This is a genomic window from Pelotomaculum schinkii (assembly GCF_004369205.1).
Classification (GTDB): Bacteria; Bacillota; Desulfotomaculia; order Desulfotomaculales; family Pelotomaculaceae; genus Pelotomaculum_C; species Pelotomaculum_C schinkii.
Map to the genome: position 1 here is coordinate 61,702 of NZ_QFGA01000004.1, position 19,212 is coordinate 80,913.

Genomic DNA, 19,212 nt, shown 5'->3' on the forward strand with positions numbered 1-19,212 from the left:
ATAGTACACTAAATCACTATGGCTGTCAATGCTCTTTATAAATAGAAATTCTCTCCATGTAGCTGGAATAAAATCAAAAAGATACCGAGATATGACGCAGTGGATCTTTATTGACTGTAATCCCCTCGGCATGGTATTTTTAAACAAGGGGTTGACCCCCTTTTGTAGTGTCTGCAGGAAATGATTGTTTCCTTGAACAAGAGCTATGAACTAACGCTACGGAGGTGTTTTTTTATATGTCAAACTTAGCTGTTGGCGGCCGGGAGATTGAATTGGATGAGGACGGCTTTCTTGTTGATTTTGAGGACTGGACAGAAGATGTGGCCGGTATTTTGGCTTCTAAAGAGGGGATCGATGAATTAACTGAAAGGCACTGGCAGGTTATGAAATACCTGCGGGACTACTATAAAGAGTTTCAGATAGCTCCCATGATCAGGAAGCTTTGCAAGGATACGGGGTTGAGTTTGAAGCAGATCTACAGCCTGTTTCCATCTGGTCCGGCCAGGGGCGCCTGCAAAATAGCGGGACTTCCCAAACCGGCGGGCTGTGTTTAAACTGGCGGATCGTTCCCCCGGACGCCTTGAAAAGCGCCAGACAAGATGTAGGGATTAAGAGCCGTTATGAAATTACCATATGATAACCTGCCCGTTGTTGGCGGGTTTTCTTTTTTTAGGACACTTACATAAAAAAAGGATTACAAGAGAAAATATTAACATATTGCCAGGGGGTGAGGAACTATCTTCAAAAAACTCAGCGTTTCAAAAATGATTATCCTGTATTCTTGCTGCGCGCTGGTCCTTGCTGTAGCGGTAGTCACACTGTATTACCGCCAGGCCGCCGCCCAGACCCAGGGTGTAAGCTGGGGAAACAGCGGTGATGAGGTCACCAGTGTCCAGAATAGGCTGAGCCAGTGGGGCTATTATACCGGATCGCTGGACGGCTATTACGGCTACGACACCTACCGGGCCGTGCAGAACTTTCAGCGCAACAACGCCATTGAACCGGACGGTATTGTTGGAGATGCTACCTTGGAGGCCATGGGTCTGAGCTCTCCCGTAGCCGCACCGGCGGTTTCGAGAGGCGCTGCCACCGATCAGGGCGACGTATCCTTGCTGGCCCAGGTCATTGAAGGAGAGGCCGCTAATGAACCCTACCTGGGTAAGGTCGCTGTTGGGGCTGTCATCGCCAACCGCACCAAGAGCGCTTCTTTCCCACATACCATCAGCGGAGTGATCTTTCAGGATTTTGCCTTTGAATCCATCAGCAACGGTCAGGCTTACCGGCCGGTGACCAGTGAGTCGATTGAGGCAGCCCAGGCGGCCTTGGCAGGGTACGATCCGACAGGCGGAGCGCTGTTTTTCTGGAACCCGTCCAAACCGGTCAACCCCTGGATTTGGTCCAGGAACATTATAACCCAGATTGGAGAACACGTTTTTGCACGATAGGAGGGTAAGCTTTGAGAAGGTGGATAATCCCTGTTGTAATAGGGTTACTGGCGCTTGCAGCCGTAGGTGTCTGGGGGTACAACCAGCAACTGGCCAGGCGCGATCTGGAAAACTATCTGGGCAATAAGTACCGGCGGGCTTTTTTCGACATGGCCGGCCAGGTCCAGAACGTGGAGGTGCTTTTGTCCAAAAGCCTGGTGGCCGCCGATCCGCGACTGGAAAGCTCGCTCTTGAATGATATCCGCATGCAGGCCAACTTTGCCCAATCCAACCTGGGGCAGCTGCCCTTAAACGATGCCCTGGCCGGCCGGACGTCTAAATTTTTGACCCAGGTTGGGGATTATGCCGACAGTATGGTCAGGCAGATCAACCAGGGCCAGGCTATAGACGGTTCCAACTGGGATACGCTGAACAGTTTGTACCAACAGTCGACAGATTTAAACCGGGAGCTGCAAGGTATGCAGTACCAGGTGACCCAGAATAACCTTTATTTTGGGGAACTGCTCTCCCAGGTACGCAATAACCTGCAAAAGCAGCCGGACAACCTGGCTGTAACCAATTTCCAGGCTATGGATAAACAGATGCAGCAGTATCCTACCCTTATTTACGACGGACCGTTCTCGGAACACCTTGAGAAGACTGAGCCCGCGGCGCTTGGCGGGGAAGGTGAAGTCAGCGCGGAAGAAGCAAAAAACCGGGCGCTGGCTTACATCGATAAGAGGGCCGGCGTTCACTATCAGGCTACGGTAACCGGGGACGCCAACGGGCGTATACCGGCCTACCGGGTGGAGGTAAACCCCGGACAGGATGGTGGGGATACCACACAGTTGGATGTTTCAAGGATTGGGGGACAGGTTATTTGGATGCTGCAGGGCCGGAAGGCCGGCCAACCAGTGGTGGATATTGAGCAGGCGCGCCGGAAGGCCTTAGGCTTTTTAAAAGACCGGGGTTTCGGGGAAATGCGCTCTACCTATCACCTGCTCCATGGCAATTTTGCCACCTTCAACTGCGCAGCGTTGCAGGACGGAGTGACTATTTATCCCGACCTGGTGAAAGTTACGGTTGCCCTGGATAATGGTGAAGTTACAGGGTTAGAGACCTCCGGCTACCTGATGTCACACCGGAAGCGGGATTTACCAAAGCCTTCAATATCTCAGGAGCAGGCCAGGGCAGCCATTAATCCTCGTTTTGAGGTGTCCGGGGGCAAATTGGCCCTGATCCCTGTCGGGACCAAGGAGGAAAAACTGACTTATGAGTTTCAGGGAAAGCTGGGGCAGGAGTCCTACTTGATCTACGTGAACGCGCTCAACGGGAGAGAGGAAAACATATTGAAGCTGATCGACACTCCAGGGGGTACCTTGACCATGTAGCCCAGCTGAAAAACATTGCAGGTGTCAAGGACTGAGAAAATGTCACCCCCCTCTAAAACGTTAGGACTTAAAAGGGTGACATTTTCTCAGTCCGCTTACAGGGTGACATGATCACAGAACAAACACAACTGAAAAACATTGCAGGTTGACACCTCCCGGCGCGCGTGCTATAATTGTTTCAATTTTATGACAGGGTGATGACAGGGAAGAATGGCGCTGTATTCATTAGCGAGCCGGGGTTTGGTGCAAGCCCGGTTGAGGAAAGCGTCCGGGCCGCCCTTGAACCGCGGGCGAAAAACCTTTAGTGGGAAGTAAGCTTTGCCGGAATGCCTCCGTTAACGGGCAAAAGAGAATCGATTAGATCGTTTAAGCTTTTCGGTTAATTAGGGTGGTACCGCGAGAGTATTCCCGTCCCTTTGCTGTGAGGACGGGTTTTTTTATTGCAAACTTGGCTTTAAAAAAGGACGCTAACGAAGCAAGGAGGCTGTCACTTGAAGGAAATCCTGGAGATTTTACAGGCTGATGGACGACTTACCCCCAGGCAGATTGCGACAATGCTGAACAGGGACGAAGCGGAAGTTGCCGCCACCATTAAGGATATGGAAGAAAAAAAGATTATCCTGGGGTACTTCACTTTGATTAACTGGGATAAGGTGAAGGGGGAAAGGGTTTCCGCTATCATCGAAGTAAAGCTTTCTCCCCAGCGCGAGGTGGGGTTTGACGCAATTGCCGAGCGCATTTACCGTTTTCCGGAAGTTGGCAGTGTCCGCCTGATGTCCGGCTCATACGACCTGTCGGTGATGATCAACGGGCGCACGCTGCAAGAGGTAGCCTATTTTGTATCTAATAAACTGGCCACCATTGAAAATGTAATCAGCACCTGTACTCATTTTGTACTCAAAACCTACAAGTACCACGGGACTATCCTGGATGACGCCGAGGAAGACAGAAGGCTGGTGGTAACTCCATGACCGTAACCACTGACTGGCGCAGAAAGCTTAACCCGGTGGTCCGGGATATTCCGCCTTCCGGGATCAGGCGTTTTTTTGACCTGGTTAGCGAAATGAAGGGTGTTATTTCGCTTGGCGTGGGGGAACCGGACTTTGTCACCCCCTGGCATATCCGTGAGTCCTGTGTCTATTCTCTGGAGAAAGGCTACACGCACTATACTTCCAACCATGGTCTGCTGGAGCTGAGGGAGGAAATTGTCCGGGACATGGAGGGAAACTATAAAGTTTCCTATAACCCCTTAAATGAAATCTTGATTACCGTCGGGGTGAGCGAAGCGCTGGACCTGGCCATGCGCGCCCTCCTGTGTCCCGGTGACGAAATCCTGATCCCGGAACCATCTTACGTCTCCTACGCGCCCTGCGCCACTTTGTCCGGCGCCCGCCCGGTATACCTCAAGACCTCGGTTGAGAACGGTTTCCAGGTAACTCCGGAAATGGTGGAAAAGGCAATTACTCCTGCGACTAAGGTGTTGCTCCTGTGTTATCCCAACAATCCTACCGGGGCCACCATTGGCCGGGGGCAGCTTCTGGAAATTATGGAGGTTGTCAAGCAGCACGACCTGATCGTGATCTCTGATGAGATTTACGATAAATTGACCTACACCGGCAAACACACCTGTATACCTTCCCTGCCCGGTATGCGCGAGAGGACCATTTTGCTGAACGGTTTTTCCAAATCCTACGCCATGACCGGGTGGCGGGTGGGGTACGCGGCTGGAAATCCTGATTTTATTGAGGCGATGAAAAAAATCCACCAGTACACCGCGCTTTGCGCCCCCATCACGGGCCAGTCCGCGGCGCTGGAAGCTTTGAAAAACGGCCGGTCCCAGATGAACAATATGGTTGAGCATTACAACCGGCGCCGGCGTCTGGCTCTGCAGGCCTTTGAGGAAATGGGCCTGCCCTGTTTTGAGCCGGGCGGAGCCTTTTACGCCTTCCCTGATATCACGGGTACGGGCCTTACTTCCGAGGAATTTGCTGGAGAGCTTTTAAAAGAAGCCAAAGTGGCTGTTGTCCCCGGCAATGCTTTTGGGGAACAGGGCGAAGGGTTTGTGCGTTGTGCTTACGCAACTTCAGTGGAGGAACTCAGCGAGGCTTTCCAGCGCATGCGCCGGTTTGTCAGGCGCCGGCTGGGCCGGGGAAAAGTTTTAACAGGGTCGTTCGGGAAGCCGGAACCACTGAAAGAAGGAATTTTTCAGACGTTATAGAATTTAAAATCATGAACCTTTGCGCGTTATAGCCGGCCTCACCAACGGGGGACGGCTATTGCCATAAGTTATGCCCAATTTTTAGCCTAAGCATAGTAAAAAATATTCTTCCATCTTGCTCAGTCATGTTGTGGTTGTCACGACGCAGCCTTTGCTGGTCAGTAGTGGGCCGGATTCTATTATATTTAGAGGAAGTGTCTTAAAATGATTTGGAACCCTCGCTTTGAGTGCATGGACAGGGAAGAAATGCGCGCCCTGCAGTTGGCTCGGTTAAGAGAGACGTTGGCGCGGGTATATGACCGGGTGCCATTTTACCGTGAATCTTTTGACCGGGCCGGGGTGAAGCCCGCTGACCTGGAAACGCTGGAAGACATACGAAAGTTTCCCTTTACTGTTAAAACCGACCTGAGAGACCACTACCCGTACGGACTGTTTGCCGTACTTATGAAAGAGGTGGTGCGCCTGCACGCCTCGTCGGGCACTACCGGCAAGCCGATCGTGGTGGGCTACACCAAAAATGATCTGGAGACCTGGGCCGAGTGTATTGCCAGGATAGTGACCATGGCCGGTGTTACGGCCAGTGACGTAGCCCAGGTGACTTTTGGCTACGGCCTTTTCACCGGAGCCTTCGGGCTGCATTACGGTCTGGAAAAGGTGGGCGCCACAGTAGTGCCGTCCTCTTCCGGCAACTCGGAAAAAACGATTATGTTAATGAAGGATTTCGGCGCCACCGCCCTCATTGGCACGCCGTCCTACTGCCTGCATCTGGCCGAGGTAGCGATGGAAATGGGTATAGACCCGGTGAGCCTGCCTTTGCGCGTGGGACTTTTCGGTTCAGAGGCCTGGAGCGAGAAAATGCGCGGCGAACTGGAACGTGCCTGGGGTATCAAAGCCACCGACAATTACGGTCTAAGTGAACTTATGGGCCCGGGTGTTTCAGGCGACTGCGAGCGCTTCAGCGGCATGCATATTGCCGAGGACCATTTCCTGGTAGAGATTATCGACCCCGGGACAGGGGATCCCCTTGACTACGGGCAAAAAGGTGAGGTGGTAATCACCACTCTGACCAAGGAAGCTATCCCCATGGTGCGCTACCGTACCCGCGATATATCAGTCTTAAACCCGGCGCCGTGTGACTGTGGCAGGACCACGGTCAGAATGCGCAAGGTAACCGGCCGCACCGACGACATGCTCATTATTTCCGGGGTAAACGTATTTCCCTCGCAGATTGAAAGTGTGTTGATGGGTGTTGAAGGGATTGCGCCCCATTACCAGATCATTGTCGGCAAAAAGGGGCTACTGGATTATCTGGAAGTGCAGGTGGAGCTTACCCCCGAAAAATTCACCGGCAATTTCCGTGACCTGGAGGAACTGGAGGATAAACTACGCAGAAAGCTTTACAGTGTCCTTTCCCTGTCGGCTAAAGTCAGGCTGCTGGAGCCCAAATCACTTGAGCGGAGCACGGGCAAGGCCAAACGGGTTATTGACAACCGCCCCAAGAACGGTTTATAAACTAAGAAGAACATGTATTCATAAGCATGGTTCCCGATATAAGTGCGAATTCATTCGTACATGGCCTCAGGGGAATGCAGTATGAATTTTAAACTGTTAAGCAGTTTTTGTGCGATTGAAAATCGTACCACATGAAAACCAGCTAATAAAGTCCCAATGTGCATATTTTATTGGGAGTTTGCGTTCATTCGCATGTTGCGAGTGGAAATCGCACCTGCATTAAAGCGTTCCAGAATATTAAAAGCTGCCGGTCGGAGTGGAAAAACGGTTTCGCACCGGGCTTTTTTTATACGGATTATGACAACGGAGGGAATGTAATGAAGGAACTGCTGTCCGGCAACGCCGCCATTGCCAGGGGTGCTTATGAGTTTGGCGTGACGGTGGCTGCCGCTTACCCGGGTACCCCAAGCACGGAAATTTTGGAAAACCTGGTTTTATACCCGGGAGTTTACGCGGAGTGGGCGCCCAATGAAAAAGTGGCCATGGAAGTAGGTATCGGCGCTTCCCTGGGCGGGGCGCGCGCCCTGGTAGCCATGAAGCACGTGGGAGTCAACGTGGCCGCCGATCCCCTTATGACCTTTTCCTATACCGGGGTCAACGCAGGCTTTGTCCTGGTTTCAACTGATGACCCGGGTATGCACAGCTCACAGAACGAACAGGACAACCGCCATTACGCCCGCTTTGCCAAGATGCCCCTTCTGGAGCCAAGCGACAGCCAGGAGGCAAAGGACATGGTGGGATTGGCTCTTGACCTCAGTGAACGCTTTGATACCCCGGTGATGCTCAGGACTACAACCAGGGTGTCGCACTCACAGAGCCTGGTGGAAATTCAGGAACCGCAGCCGCGCAAGCTTAAAAACTACCTCAAGGACATCAAAAAGAACCTGATGCTGCCAACTTATGCCCGCCCGCGCCGTGTCGCGCTGGAAAAAAGTCTTACCGGTTTGAAAGAATACTCGGAAGAGAGTCCGGTGAACCGCATTGAGTGGCGGGACCGCTCCCTCGGCGTAATAACCAGCGGGATCAGCTATCAGTATGTGCGCGATGTGCTGCCCAACGCCTCGGTGTTAAAGCTGGGCTTTACCAACCCGCTCCCTGAGCAATTGATCCGCAGTTTTGCCGCAGGTGTACAAAAGTTGATCGTGGTGGAAGAGCTGGAGCCCTTTATCGAGGAACAGGTCAGGGCGATGGGTCTTGCGCTTGCCGCCGAAGGCTTTATCCCCTACACCGGGGAACTTGACCCCGGCATACTTGCCGCAGCGCTGATCAATGCGGGAATTATCACCTCCAGAGAAGGTATAGCACAGAACGGGTACAACCTTGAGGAGGCGCCGCCGGTTCCCGCGCGGCCGCCGGTTTTGTGCCCGGGTTGCTCGCACCGGGGGGTTTTCTACGCCCTGCGCCGGCTGAAACTTAACGTCAGCGGTGATATAGGCTGCTATACCCTGGGCGGGCTGCCCCCCCTGGAGGCTATGGACAGCAACATCTGCATGGGCGCCAGTATCGGCGTGGCCCACGGCATCGGGAAGGCCAACCCCGCGCTGGACGCCCGGACGGTGGCCGTAATCGGGGATTCAACTTTCCTGCACTCCGGCATTACCGGCCTGTTGGACGTGGTATACAATAAAGGCCACGCTACCGTTATTATTCTGGATAACCGCACCACCGCCATGACCGGTCACCAGCATCACCCCGGCACCGGCCGCACCCTGGCGGGCGAGCAGGCCCCGGCCGTGAACATGGAAGCGCTGGTCCGGGTTCTGGGCGTCAACAGGGTGCGGGTAATCGACCCGCTGAATTTGGCCGAGACAGAGGCCGCCATCGCAGAAGAGCTTGCGGCGAGCGAACCCTCGGTTATTATTGCGGACAAGCCATGCGCTCTTTTAACCAAAGCAACCCGGCCGGCTGTCAGGGTGCAGGCTGAAAAATGCACCGGCTGCAGAATCTGTACCCGCATCGGCTGTCCGGCCATATCTATTAAGGATAAGCGGGCGCTGGTGGATGCCGCTGTCTGTACCGGCTGCAACCTGTGCCTGCAGGTATGCCGGGAAGGCGCACTGGTAAAGGGGGAAGAGAAACATGCTTAAGTCTATCGACGTCTTGATGGTCGGTGTCGGTGGCCAGGGAACCATTTTGGCCAGCAGGGTGCTGGCCCAGGCGGCCCAGGCGGCCGGCTACGACATTAAAGTTTCGGAAATCCACGGCATGGCGCAGCGGGGCGGCAGCGTGGTCACCCAGGTCCGCCTCGGCGAAAAAGTATATTCACCTCTGATTGTCAAAGGTGGCGCTGATGTTCTTCTGGCTTTTGAAAAATTAGAGGCCTTGCGCCTTCTCTCTTACCTTAAAAAGGATGGCGTATTAATTGTCAACGACCAGGCCATTGACCCTGTGCCGGTCCTGGTGGGGGCGGCGGAGTATCCGCCTGATATTCCGGAGTACCTGTGTACCACAGTACCCGGGACGCTGGTATTCGACGCTACGGAAATAGCGGGCCGCTGCGGGACTGCCAAGGCTGCCAATGTGGTGCTGCTGGGCGCGATGGCCCGCCGCCTGCCGATTGAACGGGCGATATGGGAAAAAGCGCTGGCTGAGCGGGTGCCGGCCAAACTTTTGGAAGTCAACCAAGCTGCTTTTGCGGCTGGTTATGAGCTTGGTTAGATTCGGACAACAATTATCATTAAGGACGATAAGGACGATGTTAAAAAAGCTGCAGGTAAACCCCGGCAGCTTTTTCTTTGGTTTGTTTAACCAACCGAATTTGTTCAAATATCTGGAAAAAGGGTTGATTGAAAGGCTGTGGTGTATGCGGGGAAAGCCTTTCGCAAGACTGTCTGGGTTTACTTGACAGGCTTGGGCGGAAGTATTAATCTAAAGTGTGAACCTCCTCCGGGACAAGCCCGGAGGCTTCTCGCGGAAGTTTCTCATTTTAACGAGAGCTACCCTGTCAAGTCAAGGTCTTACGCTCTCTCGTGAGCAACAGCACTGTGTCGCCACAGCCTTGGCCCGGTCCATGGGCATCTACTACTTTGCCAAATGGCTACGTAGATACGTGCTTTCTTCAAAAGCACCACAATCTCTTTCGGGAATTAGTTTTACGCAGCAACCCATTTGACCTGCTGCAACCCCGAACTGATTGTTAAAGAGCACAGGAATATTATACCATTGGGAACGCCTGTTTGTAAAGATGCTTGTCGCCCTACCGGGCGAAGGTCTATGAATTGATTTGGGATGGTAAAAACCCAAGGAGGGTAACTAATAAATGAGCGGTTTGGTAGAGGAGGTTCGTTCCAAGCTGGCGGAAGCCCTAAAAGGCTCCTTGCAGGCAGCCCGCCGTAGCGGGGCAATCCGGGTCGACGAAGTACCTGACTTTACGGTGGAAGTGCCGCGGGAAAAAGACCATGGGGATTTTGCCACCAACCTGGCCATGCTGCTGGCAAAACCGGCCCGCATGGCGCCGCGTAAAGCAGCAGAGATTTTAACCCAGCATTTTTCCCCGGTTGACTCATGGGTGGAGCGGGTGGAAATTGCCGGTCCGGGTTTTATCAACTTTTACCTTGATCCGGCCTGGGTTTACCAGGTCATCCCGGACATCTTGCACGCCGGCAGGGACTATGGCCGGCTGGATCTGGGCCACAATAAAAAGGTCCAGGTAGAATTTGTCAGCGCCAACCCCACCGGCCTCTTACATATGGGAAACGCTCGCGGGGCGGCCCTGGGGGACAGCATCGCCGCCATCCTGGATTTTGCTGGGTATGAGGTTAGCCGCGAGTACTATATCAACGATGCCGGCAACCAGATTGAAAATTTCGGCCTTTCCCTGGAAGCCCGCTACCTCCAGTTGTTCGGCCGCGACATACCTGTGCCCGAGGGTGGCTACCACGGGGAGGATATCCTTGCGTCCGCCTGCTCGTTCCGGGACTTGAACGGAGACTCTTACCTCGAACGTGACCCGGCTGAACGTCGTGCCGCCCTGGTGCAATTTGCGCTTGAGGAAAAACTGGGGCACATTAAAAGGGTCTTAAGCGATTTCGGCGTCAAGTATGATGTCTGGTTTTCCGAGCAGTCCCTGCACGATGCGGGGGCGGTTCAGAAAACCCTGGAATTTTTAAAAGGCCGGGGTTTTATTTATGAAAATGAGGAAGCCCTCTGGTTTAAGGCCACGGAATTCGGGGTCGAAAAGGACGAGGTGGTGGTGCGCTCCAACGGTGTGCCCACCTATTTTGCAGCAGATATCGCTTATCACTGGAACAAGTTTCAGCGGGGGTTTGACTGGGTTATTAACATTTGGGGAGCAGACCACCATGGCCATGTCCCCAGGATGAAGGGAGCGGTCGCGGCCCTGGGGTATGACCCGGCAGCGCTTGATGTGGTAATTATGCAACTGGTCCGTCTGTACAAGGGGGGAGAACTTGTCCGGATGTCCAAGCGATCGGGCCAGTTTGTAACCCTTGAGGAGCTGGTGGAGGAAGTAGGAAGGGATGCTGCCCGCTACTTCTTCGTCATGCGCGGCGCCGACAGCCACCTGGACTTTGACCTGGATTTAGCAAAGGCGGAGACCAATGAAAATCCGGTATATTACATCCAGTATGCTTATGCCCGTATCTGCAGCATTTTCCGGCAGCTCACCGAGCAGGGCGGGGCGCGACCACAGCCGGATCAGATCGATTACAGTCTGCTAAAAGAAGAAGCCGAGCTGGCGCTTGCCCGCAAATTGGCGGACTTTCCCGGTGAAGTTGCTTCAGCGGCAGTAGGGCTGGCGCCGCAGCGGATTGCCCGCTATCTCCACGAGCTGGCCGGGTTGCTGCACAGTTTTTACAACAGCCACCGTGTGATCACCTCGGATCAGGCGCTTACAGCAGCCCGCCTGGTACTGATGGACGCCACCCGCATCACTTTGAAAAACGCGTTGGGCCTCCTGGGTTTGACGGCTCCGGAAAGAATGTAGGACACTGTAAATAATGTTCTCCACTGGTCTCATATGGGCCTCTACATTTTTGACAATCTATTGACATGTCAAGTGGGCACATATAAAATGTTAAAGGAGTTTAATCAGCTTTTACAGGAAATCACAGGAGGCTGGCCATGGGCAAGTTCGTGTTTGTTACCGGTGGGGTCGTTTCATCTTTGGGAAAAGGAATTACAGCCGCCTCCCTGGGGCGGCTTTTAAAAAGCCGCGGCTTGCATGTCGCTATTCAGAAGCTCGATCCTTATATCAACGTCGACCCTGGAACCATGAGCCCTTACCAGCACGGGGAGGTTTTTGTGACCGAGGACGGCGCTGAGACAGACCTGGACCTGGGTCACTATGAGCGATTCATCGACATTAATATTTCCCGCAGCTGCAATGTAACTACGGGTGGGATTTATAGTTCTGTCATCAGTAAGGAGCGAAGGGGCGACTATCTTGGCGGCACGGTGCAGGTTATCCCCCATATTACCAACGAAATAAAGGAACAGGTCCGGCGTGTGGCTGCCGAATCCAACGCGGATGTGATTATTACCGAAATCGGGGGTACGGTGGGTGACATCGAATCACAGCCCTTTCTGGAAGCGATACGCCAGTTAAAATCGGATCTCGGGCGGGGAAACGTGGTCTATATTCATGTGACCCTGGTGCCTTACCTGCGGGCGGCGAACGAGTTGAAAACCAAGCCCACCCAGCACAGTGTCAAAGAACTCCGGGGCATCGGCATTCAGCCCGACGTAATCGTCTGCCGCAGTGAATTGCCCCTTTCAAAAGAAATGGAAGAAAAGCTGGCCTTATTCTGCGACATAGACAAAGAGGCGGTGATCCAGGCATTGGATGCACCGTCTATTTACGAAGTGCCTCTGGCGCTGGAACAAGAGGGACTGGCCGATATCGTTTTAAGAAAGCTGGGTATGCAAACCGGAACGCCTGATTTATCCGAATGGTCCGAAATGGTTTACAGGCTCAAGAACCTGCGTTATTTAACCAAAATAGCATTGGTTGGGAAGTATGTTTCCCTGCACGACGCCTACCTCAGTGTGGCGGAAGCCTTGCGTCATGCAGGGTTTTACCATGAATCGGCCGTCGAGATAATATGGGTTGATTCTGAAGGCGTCACACCGGACAATGTCCATGAATTGCTGCAGGACGTGGACGGGATCCTTGTGCCGGGTGGTTTTGGTGATCGCGGTATCGAGGGTAAAATTGAAGCAATCCGCTATGCGCGTGAGAACGGTCTGCCATACCTTGGCCTCTGCCTGGGTATGCAGCTGGCAGTGATTGAGTTTTGCCGCAATGTGTTGGGCTGGCGGGATGCCAACAGCACGGAATTTAATCCTGGAACACGTTACCCGGTGATTGATTTGCTGCCGGAACAAAAAGACCTCGATATCAAAGGAGGCACGATGCGTCTGGGGGGATACCCCTGCAAGCTGCTGACCGGGTCAAAGGCCCACCAGGCCTACAAACAGGAGCTTATCGTGGAAAGACACCGCCACCGCTATGAAATGAACAATGACTTCCGTTCTGACATAGCGGGTCGGGGAATGGTTTTCAGCGGGACGCTGCCGGACGGCTACCTGGTGGAAATCATTGAGTTGCCCGAACACCCGTGGTTTGTCGCCACCCAGTTTCATCCGGAATTCAAGTCCCGTCCCAACCGGGCGCACCCACTGTTCCGGGAATTTATCGGGGCGGCCAGAAAATATAAAGAGGCCAGGTACCTTTAACCACGTGTATAAGCTTTGGATAAAACCCAAAGCTTTTTTTGCACCTTGACGGAAGCAGGAGAACCGCCCCCTTGCTTCCAAGCAGGAGAATCGTTCCATGCTTGCTTCCATCGGGAGAGGCAGGTGTGTATGATTTGGTGGTGAATATAACAAGCTATTAGCAAATTAGGAGGTTGATCGCTTTTGAAGAAACAAATTATTGCCGGGCTTATTCTGGGAGTTGCCGCGATCTCCCTGGTGTTGGCCATAGCCATGAAGCCGGTTGGCCGGACTGCTGAAAATTCGAGCGCGGGCAGGGGAGAGGTCGGCGTAATTTACATAGAAGGAACTATCGCCAGCGGCCGGAGCGTCTCTCCTTTTGAAGCCCAATCGGGCGCGGAGGCCATTGCCTCTTCTCTCAGAGAGGCAGCCAGAAAGCCGGGACTCAAGGCCGTGGTGGTCAGGTTGAACAGCCCCGGTGGCACCCCCGCGGCATCCCAGGAAATTGACGCCGAACTGCAGAGGTTAAGAAATTCAGGCAAGATAGTGGTGGCTTCCATGGGTGATGTGGCAGCTTCGGGCGCGTACTGGATCGCCGCCGGCGCCGATCAAATTGTCGCTAATCCCGGCACCATTACTGGAAGCATCGGCGTGTTTATGCAGACTACAAATTTAGAGGAGTTGTATGGTAAAATCGGTATGGACAGGGAAATTTACAAGAGCGGCCCGTACAAGGACATGGGGTCGCCGGATCGCCCGGTAACACCCGAGGAACGGGCTATCTTCCAGTCCATGGTTGACGATATTTACAACCAGTTTGTAGATGTGGTGGCCCGCGGCAGGCACAAGGATGTCGCTGAGGTCAAAGCCCTGGCGGACGGGAGGGTTTACACCGGGCGCCAGGCTAAAGAGCTCGGACTTGTAGACCAATTGGGAGATTTCCATGACGCGGTTCTCCTCGCCGGAAAAATGGCGGGGATAGCCGGAGAACCGGCGATTGTTGAAATAGGTGAAAAGAGCTTTTGGCAGGGGTTGTTTGCCGGGGTGAAGGGGAACCTTTTGCCGGGGCTGGGCTGGACGGATTTGCTGGAAGAAAATGCAAATTCCCTTAACCCTCGCTAAAGAGCCGTAAAAGGAGAAAGTTGCCATGAACGATAACACTTATAAGATCGATCAAAACTCTTCGGGTGAGGCATCCAGCTCAGGTGGCGCTGACAGGAGCGGGTTGGAGCCGCAAGAAAAACCATCATGCGCTCCCTGTTTCAACAATACCGAGGATCCAAATGTTGGCTGTGACGAGGATGAACCTGTCCAGAGCTTTCTGGAACTTGTTTACGGGGTGCTTTTTGAACCGGTCAAAACCCTGAAAAAGGCTGCCCGGCGTCCGCCGCTGGCCAATGCTCTATTGCTGGTGACCATCCTCGGATTGGCCGGGGTGTTGATGTGGCTGTTAACCATCTCAAGAGTTTTAAACCAGGCCGCCGAGCCTTCCGCCATGGTTCCTTTACCGTCAACAGCGCCGCTTTTGGTTTTGGGCGCGGTTTTAATTTTCCTGTGGGGTTATATAAAATGGTTTAGCTATAGCGCCTTTATCAGCCTTGCCGCCGAAATGCTGGGCGGGTTGGGGAGCGCCAGAAATGTTGCCGCTGTCGTTGGCCTCTCCTTAATCCCGACTATTTTAATGATTCCTGCTCAGATGCTCAACTACTACCTGGCTTCCGCGGCATTTATATGTACCACGATTTTGGTTGTATGGATCTGGGTAGCCGCACTTATGGTAATCGGGGTCAGGGAGGTCCACAGACTCTCTACAGGCCGGGCATTGCTTGCCGTACTTAGCCCGGTGTTGGTTCTGGCCGTATTCACGGGCTTACTTTTAGCCGGATTGGTGGCTGTCGCAGTGAGCATATTTTCAGGGATGAACCTGCCGGGTTATTTTTGACTGAATTAAGGAGATATTTTATTGTACACAGGAGGTTTTTAGGAAAGTCCGACGAATATTTACGTTTACATTAATTAATAAATATAGCTATTACAGGGCTGGAGTGGAATATATATGCCGGGGTAGCTTGCGATTTGCTCATTGTGGATGATCAGGCAGGTGTGCGCCGTCTCCTATATGAAGCTTTTTCTGATGAAGGATACCTTGTTGAAACAGCTTCCAGCGGGCTGGAAGCCATCATGAAGGTAAGCGATAAATCCCCTTTATTAGTCCTCCTTGATATTAAAATGCCGGGCATGAGCGGCCTGGAAACACTTGATGAGCTGCTTAAGATCATTCCTCAAACGCCGGTGGTGATGATGACTGCCTATGGTGAACTTGATATAGTGGCGGAGGCTAAAAGGAGAGGGGTAAAGCACTATATCAATAAACCTTTTGACCTTGATGAAATTCGCTACCTGATCAAGGGATTGCTTTTGGAGGAAAAGGACAGGCTGGCGATGATTAAAGAAATTGGCTGATTGCACTCTGCTTATTTAAGGGGCCGTCCTTGGTTGGTTTCTTAGATGCGGCTTTAGCTTTGGCTGGAAATCGCGTCCGGTTTGTAATTGCGGCGCTAAAACTCCGGCTGTTTTTATTTGTATGGTCAGAATGAAAAAGGACTTTTAGGAGCAGTGGCGAAGTATTATATAACAGATTGGGGACATGATCTTTTGGGGAAAGCCGGTTTCGATTTTCAAGAAAGCCCCGGATATCTTGCCTGGAATCTATCCCCTATTGTTGTAGGAGGGTTTAGCAATGGGTATTGACATAAACACCGTGCTGGCCATGCGATGCCCTGATTGCGGGAAAATGGAGTTTCATGAATTTTCCCGGTTTTCCATTGCCAGGGGGCATGCTTTCCATGTTACCTGCTCCTGCGGCGCCACCAAGCTGACCGTCAGTACAAAAAACTTAAGCTGCTACTGGCTCCAGGTTCCCTGTGTGGTATGCGAAACCAAACACCTCCGGGAGATATCCGGGAAAAGGCTATGGTCGGGAGAGGTGGTAACCCTTTCCTGTGACGATACCGATATGGAATTGGGACATATTGGACCCGCATCAAAAGTGAAAGAGATGACTGCCAGTTATGAGCAGGAATTGGAAGCCCTGGTCAATGAATTTGGCTGTGACAGTTACTTTAACAACTCCAAGATAATGTATGAAGTACTGAGTTGTCTCCACGAGATCGCCGAGCGGGGGGAACTTTACTGCCAGTGCGGTAATTATAAAATCGAGGTGGATATCTTTCCGGATCGGCTGGAACTCCAATGTAAAAATTGCGATAGCCTCAACATCATATATGCTGAAACGGAAGAGGATTTAAAAGTAATCCAGCAGGTCGACATGATCGAATTGGCCCGGCACGGCTTTAAATGCCTGGACAGTCTGGCCAACACCGGTAAGTCCAAAAAAGCCCGCCGTAAAAGGAGTAAAACATAATACTGCTTGCTTCCGGTCATACTGTTATTACCGGACCAAAAAGTTGGCTTAATTTCACTGGCATTTGACTTGGTCAAATGTCAGTTTGCGTAATTTTATCCTTCCGGCGGGAAAAGCCAATATTCGAGTTTTGTTGCGTTGTTCGCAAACAGAACCGCTCCAGTCGCGGGTATCTACCGAAAAGGAGGAAATGCTTTGTCTCTCGTACCTGTTAGTGAATTATTGAAACATGCCGAAGCCGGCGGTTATGCTGTGGGGGCATTTAACTGCAACAACATGGAAATTGTCCAGGCCATAGTTGCAGCCGCCGAGGCGGAAAATGCCCCGGTAATCATGCAGGCCAGTCAGGGGGCCATCAAATACGCGGGGATAGACTATATCGTGGCCCTGGCCAGACTGGCCGCGGAGCGCACTACCATTCCGGTGGCCCTGCACTTAGACCACGGCACCAGTTTTGAGCAGGTTATACAGTGTGTCAGGGCCGGGTTTTCCTCGGTTATGATCGACGGCTCCAAGTTGCCCCTGGAAGATAATATCGCCCTGACCAGGCGGGTGCTGGATGTAGCAAGGGCCGTAGGCGTTTCGGTAGAGGCGGAACTGGGAAAAATAGGCGGCACCGAAGATGATATCAGTGTTAGTGACCGCGACGCCCTTTTCACCGACCCCGAGGAGGCCGCCAGATTTGTCCGGGAAACCGGAGTGGATGCCCTGGCCGTGGCCATTGGCACTGCCCACGGTCAATATAAGGGAAAACCGGAGCTGGATTTCGCCCGCCTGGCCAAAATCAGATCTCTTGTCAAGATCCCCATCGTCCTGCATGGGTCATCCGGGGTCCCGGATGAAGACGTCCGCAAAGCTATCGGCCTGGGAGTGTGCAAAGTCAATATCGACACCAACATCCGCGAGGCCTTTGTTGCCGCGGCCCGCCAGGTGCTGGCAGACAACCCTAAAGAAATCGACCCGCGCAAAATGCTGGGACCGGCGAGGGAAGCCGCGATCGGGCTGATCCGGGAGAAAATCAGGGTTTTTGGCAGCTCGCATAAGGCTTAATTCTTAGCAGGCCAGGAGGTGTTAAAAGAAAATTGAAGCTTTTTCTTGATACGGCCAACATTGATGAGATTCGCAAGGCCTATGCCCTTGGTGTGATTTGCGGCGTGACTACCAACCCTTCTCTTATTGCCAAAGAAGGGCGCAATTTTGCCGAAGTGGTGCGAACCATTGCTTCTATTGTAGACGGGCCCATCAGCGCAGAGGCTGTTAGCCTTGATGCGCCCGGGATGATTGACGAGGCGAAAGCATTGGCCGCCATACACCCGAACATCGTGGTGAAAATTCCGATGACAGCCGAGGGTTTACAAGCCACGAACAGCTTGTCTAATGCGGGCATCCGTACCAATGTAACCCTGGTTTTTTCAGCCAACCAGGCCCTGTTGGCCGCCCGTGCCGGAGCCTCTTACGTCAGTCCCTTCGTCGGGAGGCTGGACGACATCAGCCTGGATGGGATGGAATTGATTTATGACATAATGGAAATCTTTAACCGCTACCAGCTGCCCACCGAGGTGATTGCCGCCAGTATTCGCCACCCCATCCATGTCATCACCGCGGCCAAGGCCGGCGCCCATATTGCCACCATACCTTACAGGGTGCTGATGCAGATGATCCAGCACCCCCTCACCGATGCCGGCATTAAAAAATTCCTTGAAGACTGGGAAACTGTGAAAAATAAGTAGAAAACACACTACCCTGAAAACAAATGTTCTGGACTTCTTAAAAATGTGGGTGCGAATTCATTCCCACAAATGCAACATTGGCTGCCACAAGTTCGGCGCCAGTGCGCCGGGTGCGATTGAAATCGCACCCGCATCGCAGATTTTCATTCTTTACCGGTACCGCGATAGCGGCATGGTAAACTGCCATAGAGAGTATATGTCAGGAGATTTTGCCTCTATCAAGCAAATGAAGTAAAATGATTTTTGTAAGGTTTTTTGATGGGAATAATAATATTGATAACAAGGACTAAAGGGGTAGGACATGTTAGCCGAAGGGATTTTGTGTTTGAAAAAGAAAATTGCCACACGTGTGCTGGAGTACCTGAAAAATTACTACGATAAGGTCATGAGCCTGCCTGATTCACCCAAAAAGATTGCCAGAGGAGTAGCTTTAGGAATTGCCTTTGACTTTTTGCCCATACCTATTATCAGCATACCGCTTTCCTACCTGGTGGCCCGCCTCATCCGCTGCAGCCCGCTGGCAGCCGTCGCTACGGTTTGTGTGTTTAAGGCGATGGTCCCTGTATTCTTCACCTTTGATATCCTGGTCGGCAAGTTTCTGTGCGGGGGTGCCCCCGAAACCGACGTTTCCATCAGTGGCTTGTCATTCGTGGGCCCTTATCTGGAAAAAGTGATTGAACACGGTTATCCTTTTCTGGTGGGCAGCCTGGTGAATGCCACACTGTTCTCCCTGGCGGTTTATTTTCTCCTGCTAATTCTTTTGGAGCGTCGCAGACGCAAGCGGAATACATAAAACCGCTCACCGTTGTTAAAAACTATCAAAATAATCGCTGGGGGG

17 protein-coding genes and 1 other annotated feature are annotated in these 19,212 nt (G+C 52.6%); all 17 genes read left to right on the top strand.

The features are described 5' to 3' along the window. Window positions 1-236 precede the first annotated feature (236 nt). The 17 genes from Psch_RS19335 to Psch_RS19415 all read left to right on the top strand — a co-directional run bounded on the left by Psch_RS19335 (window position 237) and on the right by Psch_RS19415 (window position 19,167). Complete coding sequence (locus Psch_RS19335; protein ID WP_134216754.1) at window positions 237-554, top strand: TusE/DsrC/DsvC family sulfur relay protein; 318 nt, start codon at window positions 237-239, stop codon at window positions 552-554. Window positions 555-764: 210 nt separating this feature from the next. Then, window positions 765-1,445 (top strand): spore cortex-lytic enzyme, encoded by a 681-nt coding sequence (gene sleB, locus Psch_RS19340; RefSeq protein WP_134216753.1) that lies wholly within the window; start codon window positions 765-767, stop codon window positions 1,443-1,445. Between the two features lie 11 nt (window positions 1,446-1,456). Then, window positions 1,457-2,815: a germination protein YpeB gene (gene ypeB, locus Psch_RS19345; RefSeq protein WP_134216752.1), complete on the top strand. Its 1,359-nt coding sequence runs from the start codon at window positions 1,457-1,459 to the stop codon at window positions 2,813-2,815. A 188-nt stretch (window positions 2,816-3,003) separates the two neighbouring features. Continuing rightward, window positions 3,004-3,234: a binding site (T-box leader), on the top strand. Window positions 3,235-3,306: 72 nt separating this feature from the next. Beyond that, the gene (locus Psch_RS19350; RefSeq protein ID WP_134216751.1) at window positions 3,307-3,786 is read left to right on the top strand and encodes an Lrp/AsnC family transcriptional regulator; all 480 of its coding nucleotides are present in this window, start codon (window positions 3,307-3,309) and stop codon (window positions 3,784-3,786) included. Continuing rightward, window positions 3,783-5,033: an aminotransferase class I/II-fold pyridoxal phosphate-dependent enzyme gene (locus Psch_RS19355; RefSeq protein ID WP_134216750.1), complete on the top strand. Its 1,251-nt coding sequence runs from the start codon at window positions 3,783-3,785 to the stop codon at window positions 5,031-5,033. Before Psch_RS19350 ends, Psch_RS19355 begins: the two co-directional genes overlap by 4 nt. Before the next feature lie 204 nt (window positions 5,034-5,237). After that, window positions 5,238-6,545, top strand: coding sequence for a phenylacetate--CoA ligase family protein (locus Psch_RS19360; RefSeq protein WP_134216749.1), 1,308 nt, complete (start codon window positions 5,238-5,240; stop codon window positions 6,543-6,545). A 317-nt stretch (window positions 6,546-6,862) separates the two neighbouring features. Next, a complete protein-coding gene (iorA, locus tag Psch_RS19365; RefSeq protein ID WP_134216748.1) occupies window positions 6,863-8,632 on the top strand; it encodes an indolepyruvate ferredoxin oxidoreductase subunit alpha in 1,770 nt (589 codons plus the stop codon). Next, window positions 8,625-9,203, top strand: coding sequence for an indolepyruvate oxidoreductase subunit beta (locus tag Psch_RS19370; protein ID WP_134216747.1), 579 nt, complete (start codon window positions 8,625-8,627; stop codon window positions 9,201-9,203). Before iorA ends, Psch_RS19370 begins: the two co-directional genes overlap by 8 nt. A 601-nt stretch (window positions 9,204-9,804) precedes the next feature. Then, window positions 9,805-11,490 (top strand): arginine--tRNA ligase, encoded by a 1,686-nt coding sequence (gene argS, locus Psch_RS19375; RefSeq protein WP_134216746.1) that lies wholly within the window; start codon window positions 9,805-9,807, stop codon window positions 11,488-11,490. A gap of 137 nt (window positions 11,491-11,627) precedes the next feature. Further along, a complete protein-coding gene (gene pyrG, locus Psch_RS19380) occupies window positions 11,628-13,241 on the top strand; it encodes a CTP synthase (RefSeq protein ID WP_134216745.1) in 1,614 nt (537 codons plus the stop codon). Window positions 13,242-13,424: 183 nt separating this feature from the next. Further along, complete coding sequence (sppA, locus tag Psch_RS19385) at window positions 13,425-14,342, top strand: signal peptide peptidase SppA (RefSeq protein ID WP_134216744.1); 918 nt, start codon at window positions 13,425-13,427, stop codon at window positions 14,340-14,342. Window positions 14,343-14,367: 25 nt separating this feature from the next. Then, window positions 14,368-15,162, top strand: a complete 795-nt coding sequence (locus Psch_RS19390) for a Yip1 family protein (protein ID WP_134216743.1) — start codon at window positions 14,368-14,370, stop codon at window positions 15,160-15,162. Window positions 15,163-15,305: 143 nt separating this feature from the next. Continuing rightward, entirely contained in the window at window positions 15,306-15,683 is a 378-nt protein-coding gene (locus Psch_RS19395) for a response regulator (RefSeq protein ID WP_345789110.1), read from the top strand. Between the two features lie 277 nt (window positions 15,684-15,960). Then, entirely contained in the window at window positions 15,961-16,644 is a 684-nt protein-coding gene (locus Psch_RS19400; protein ID WP_190259399.1) for a hypothetical protein, read from the top strand. A gap of 195 nt (window positions 16,645-16,839) precedes the next feature. Next, window positions 16,840-17,694, top strand: a complete 855-nt coding sequence (locus Psch_RS19405; protein ID WP_134216741.1) for a class II fructose-1,6-bisphosphate aldolase — start codon at window positions 16,840-16,842, stop codon at window positions 17,692-17,694. 32 nt (window positions 17,695-17,726) lie between these two features. Beyond that, on the top strand, window positions 17,727-18,374 hold the full coding sequence (fsa, locus tag Psch_RS19410; protein WP_134216740.1) for a fructose-6-phosphate aldolase: 648 nt from the start codon (window positions 17,727-17,729) through the stop codon (window positions 18,372-18,374). A gap of 325 nt (window positions 18,375-18,699) precedes the next feature. Continuing rightward, window positions 18,700-19,167: a DUF2062 domain-containing protein gene (locus tag Psch_RS19415; protein ID WP_243120415.1), complete on the top strand. Its 468-nt coding sequence runs from the start codon at window positions 18,700-18,702 to the stop codon at window positions 19,165-19,167. The last annotated feature ends 45 nt before the right edge of the window (window positions 19,168-19,212 follow it).

Excerpts from the sequence above, each read along its gene's own strand:
- Psch_RS19370 (WP_134216747.1), top strand. The coding sequence starts at position 8,625 with ATGCTTAAGTCTATCGACGTCTTGATGGTCGGTGTCGGTGGCCAGGGA.
- Psch_RS19400 (WP_190259399.1), top strand. The coding sequence starts at position 15,961 with ATGGGTATTGACATAAACACCGTGCTGGCCATGCGATGCCCTGATTGC.
- Psch_RS19335 (WP_134216754.1), top strand. The coding sequence starts at position 237 with ATGTCAAACTTAGCTGTTGGCGGCCGGGAGATTGAATTGGATGAGGAC.
- Psch_RS19355 (WP_134216750.1), top strand. The coding sequence starts at position 3,783 with ATGACCGTAACCACTGACTGGCGCAGAAAGCTTAACCCGGTGGTCCGG.
- argS (WP_134216746.1), top strand. The coding sequence starts at position 9,805 with ATGAGCGGTTTGGTAGAGGAGGTTCGTTCCAAGCTGGCGGAAGCCCTA.
- Psch_RS19390 (WP_134216743.1), top strand. The coding sequence starts at position 14,368 with ATGAACGATAACACTTATAAGATCGATCAAAACTCTTCGGGTGAGGCA.
- sleB (WP_134216753.1), top strand. The coding sequence starts at position 765 with ATGATTATCCTGTATTCTTGCTGCGCGCTGGTCCTTGCTGTAGCGGTA.
- pyrG (WP_134216745.1), top strand. The coding sequence starts at position 11,628 with ATGGGCAAGTTCGTGTTTGTTACCGGTGGGGTCGTTTCATCTTTGGGA.
- iorA (WP_134216748.1), top strand. The coding sequence starts at position 6,863 with ATGAAGGAACTGCTGTCCGGCAACGCCGCCATTGCCAGGGGTGCTTAT.
- Psch_RS19360 (WP_134216749.1), top strand. The coding sequence starts at position 5,238 with ATGATTTGGAACCCTCGCTTTGAGTGCATGGACAGGGAAGAAATGCGC.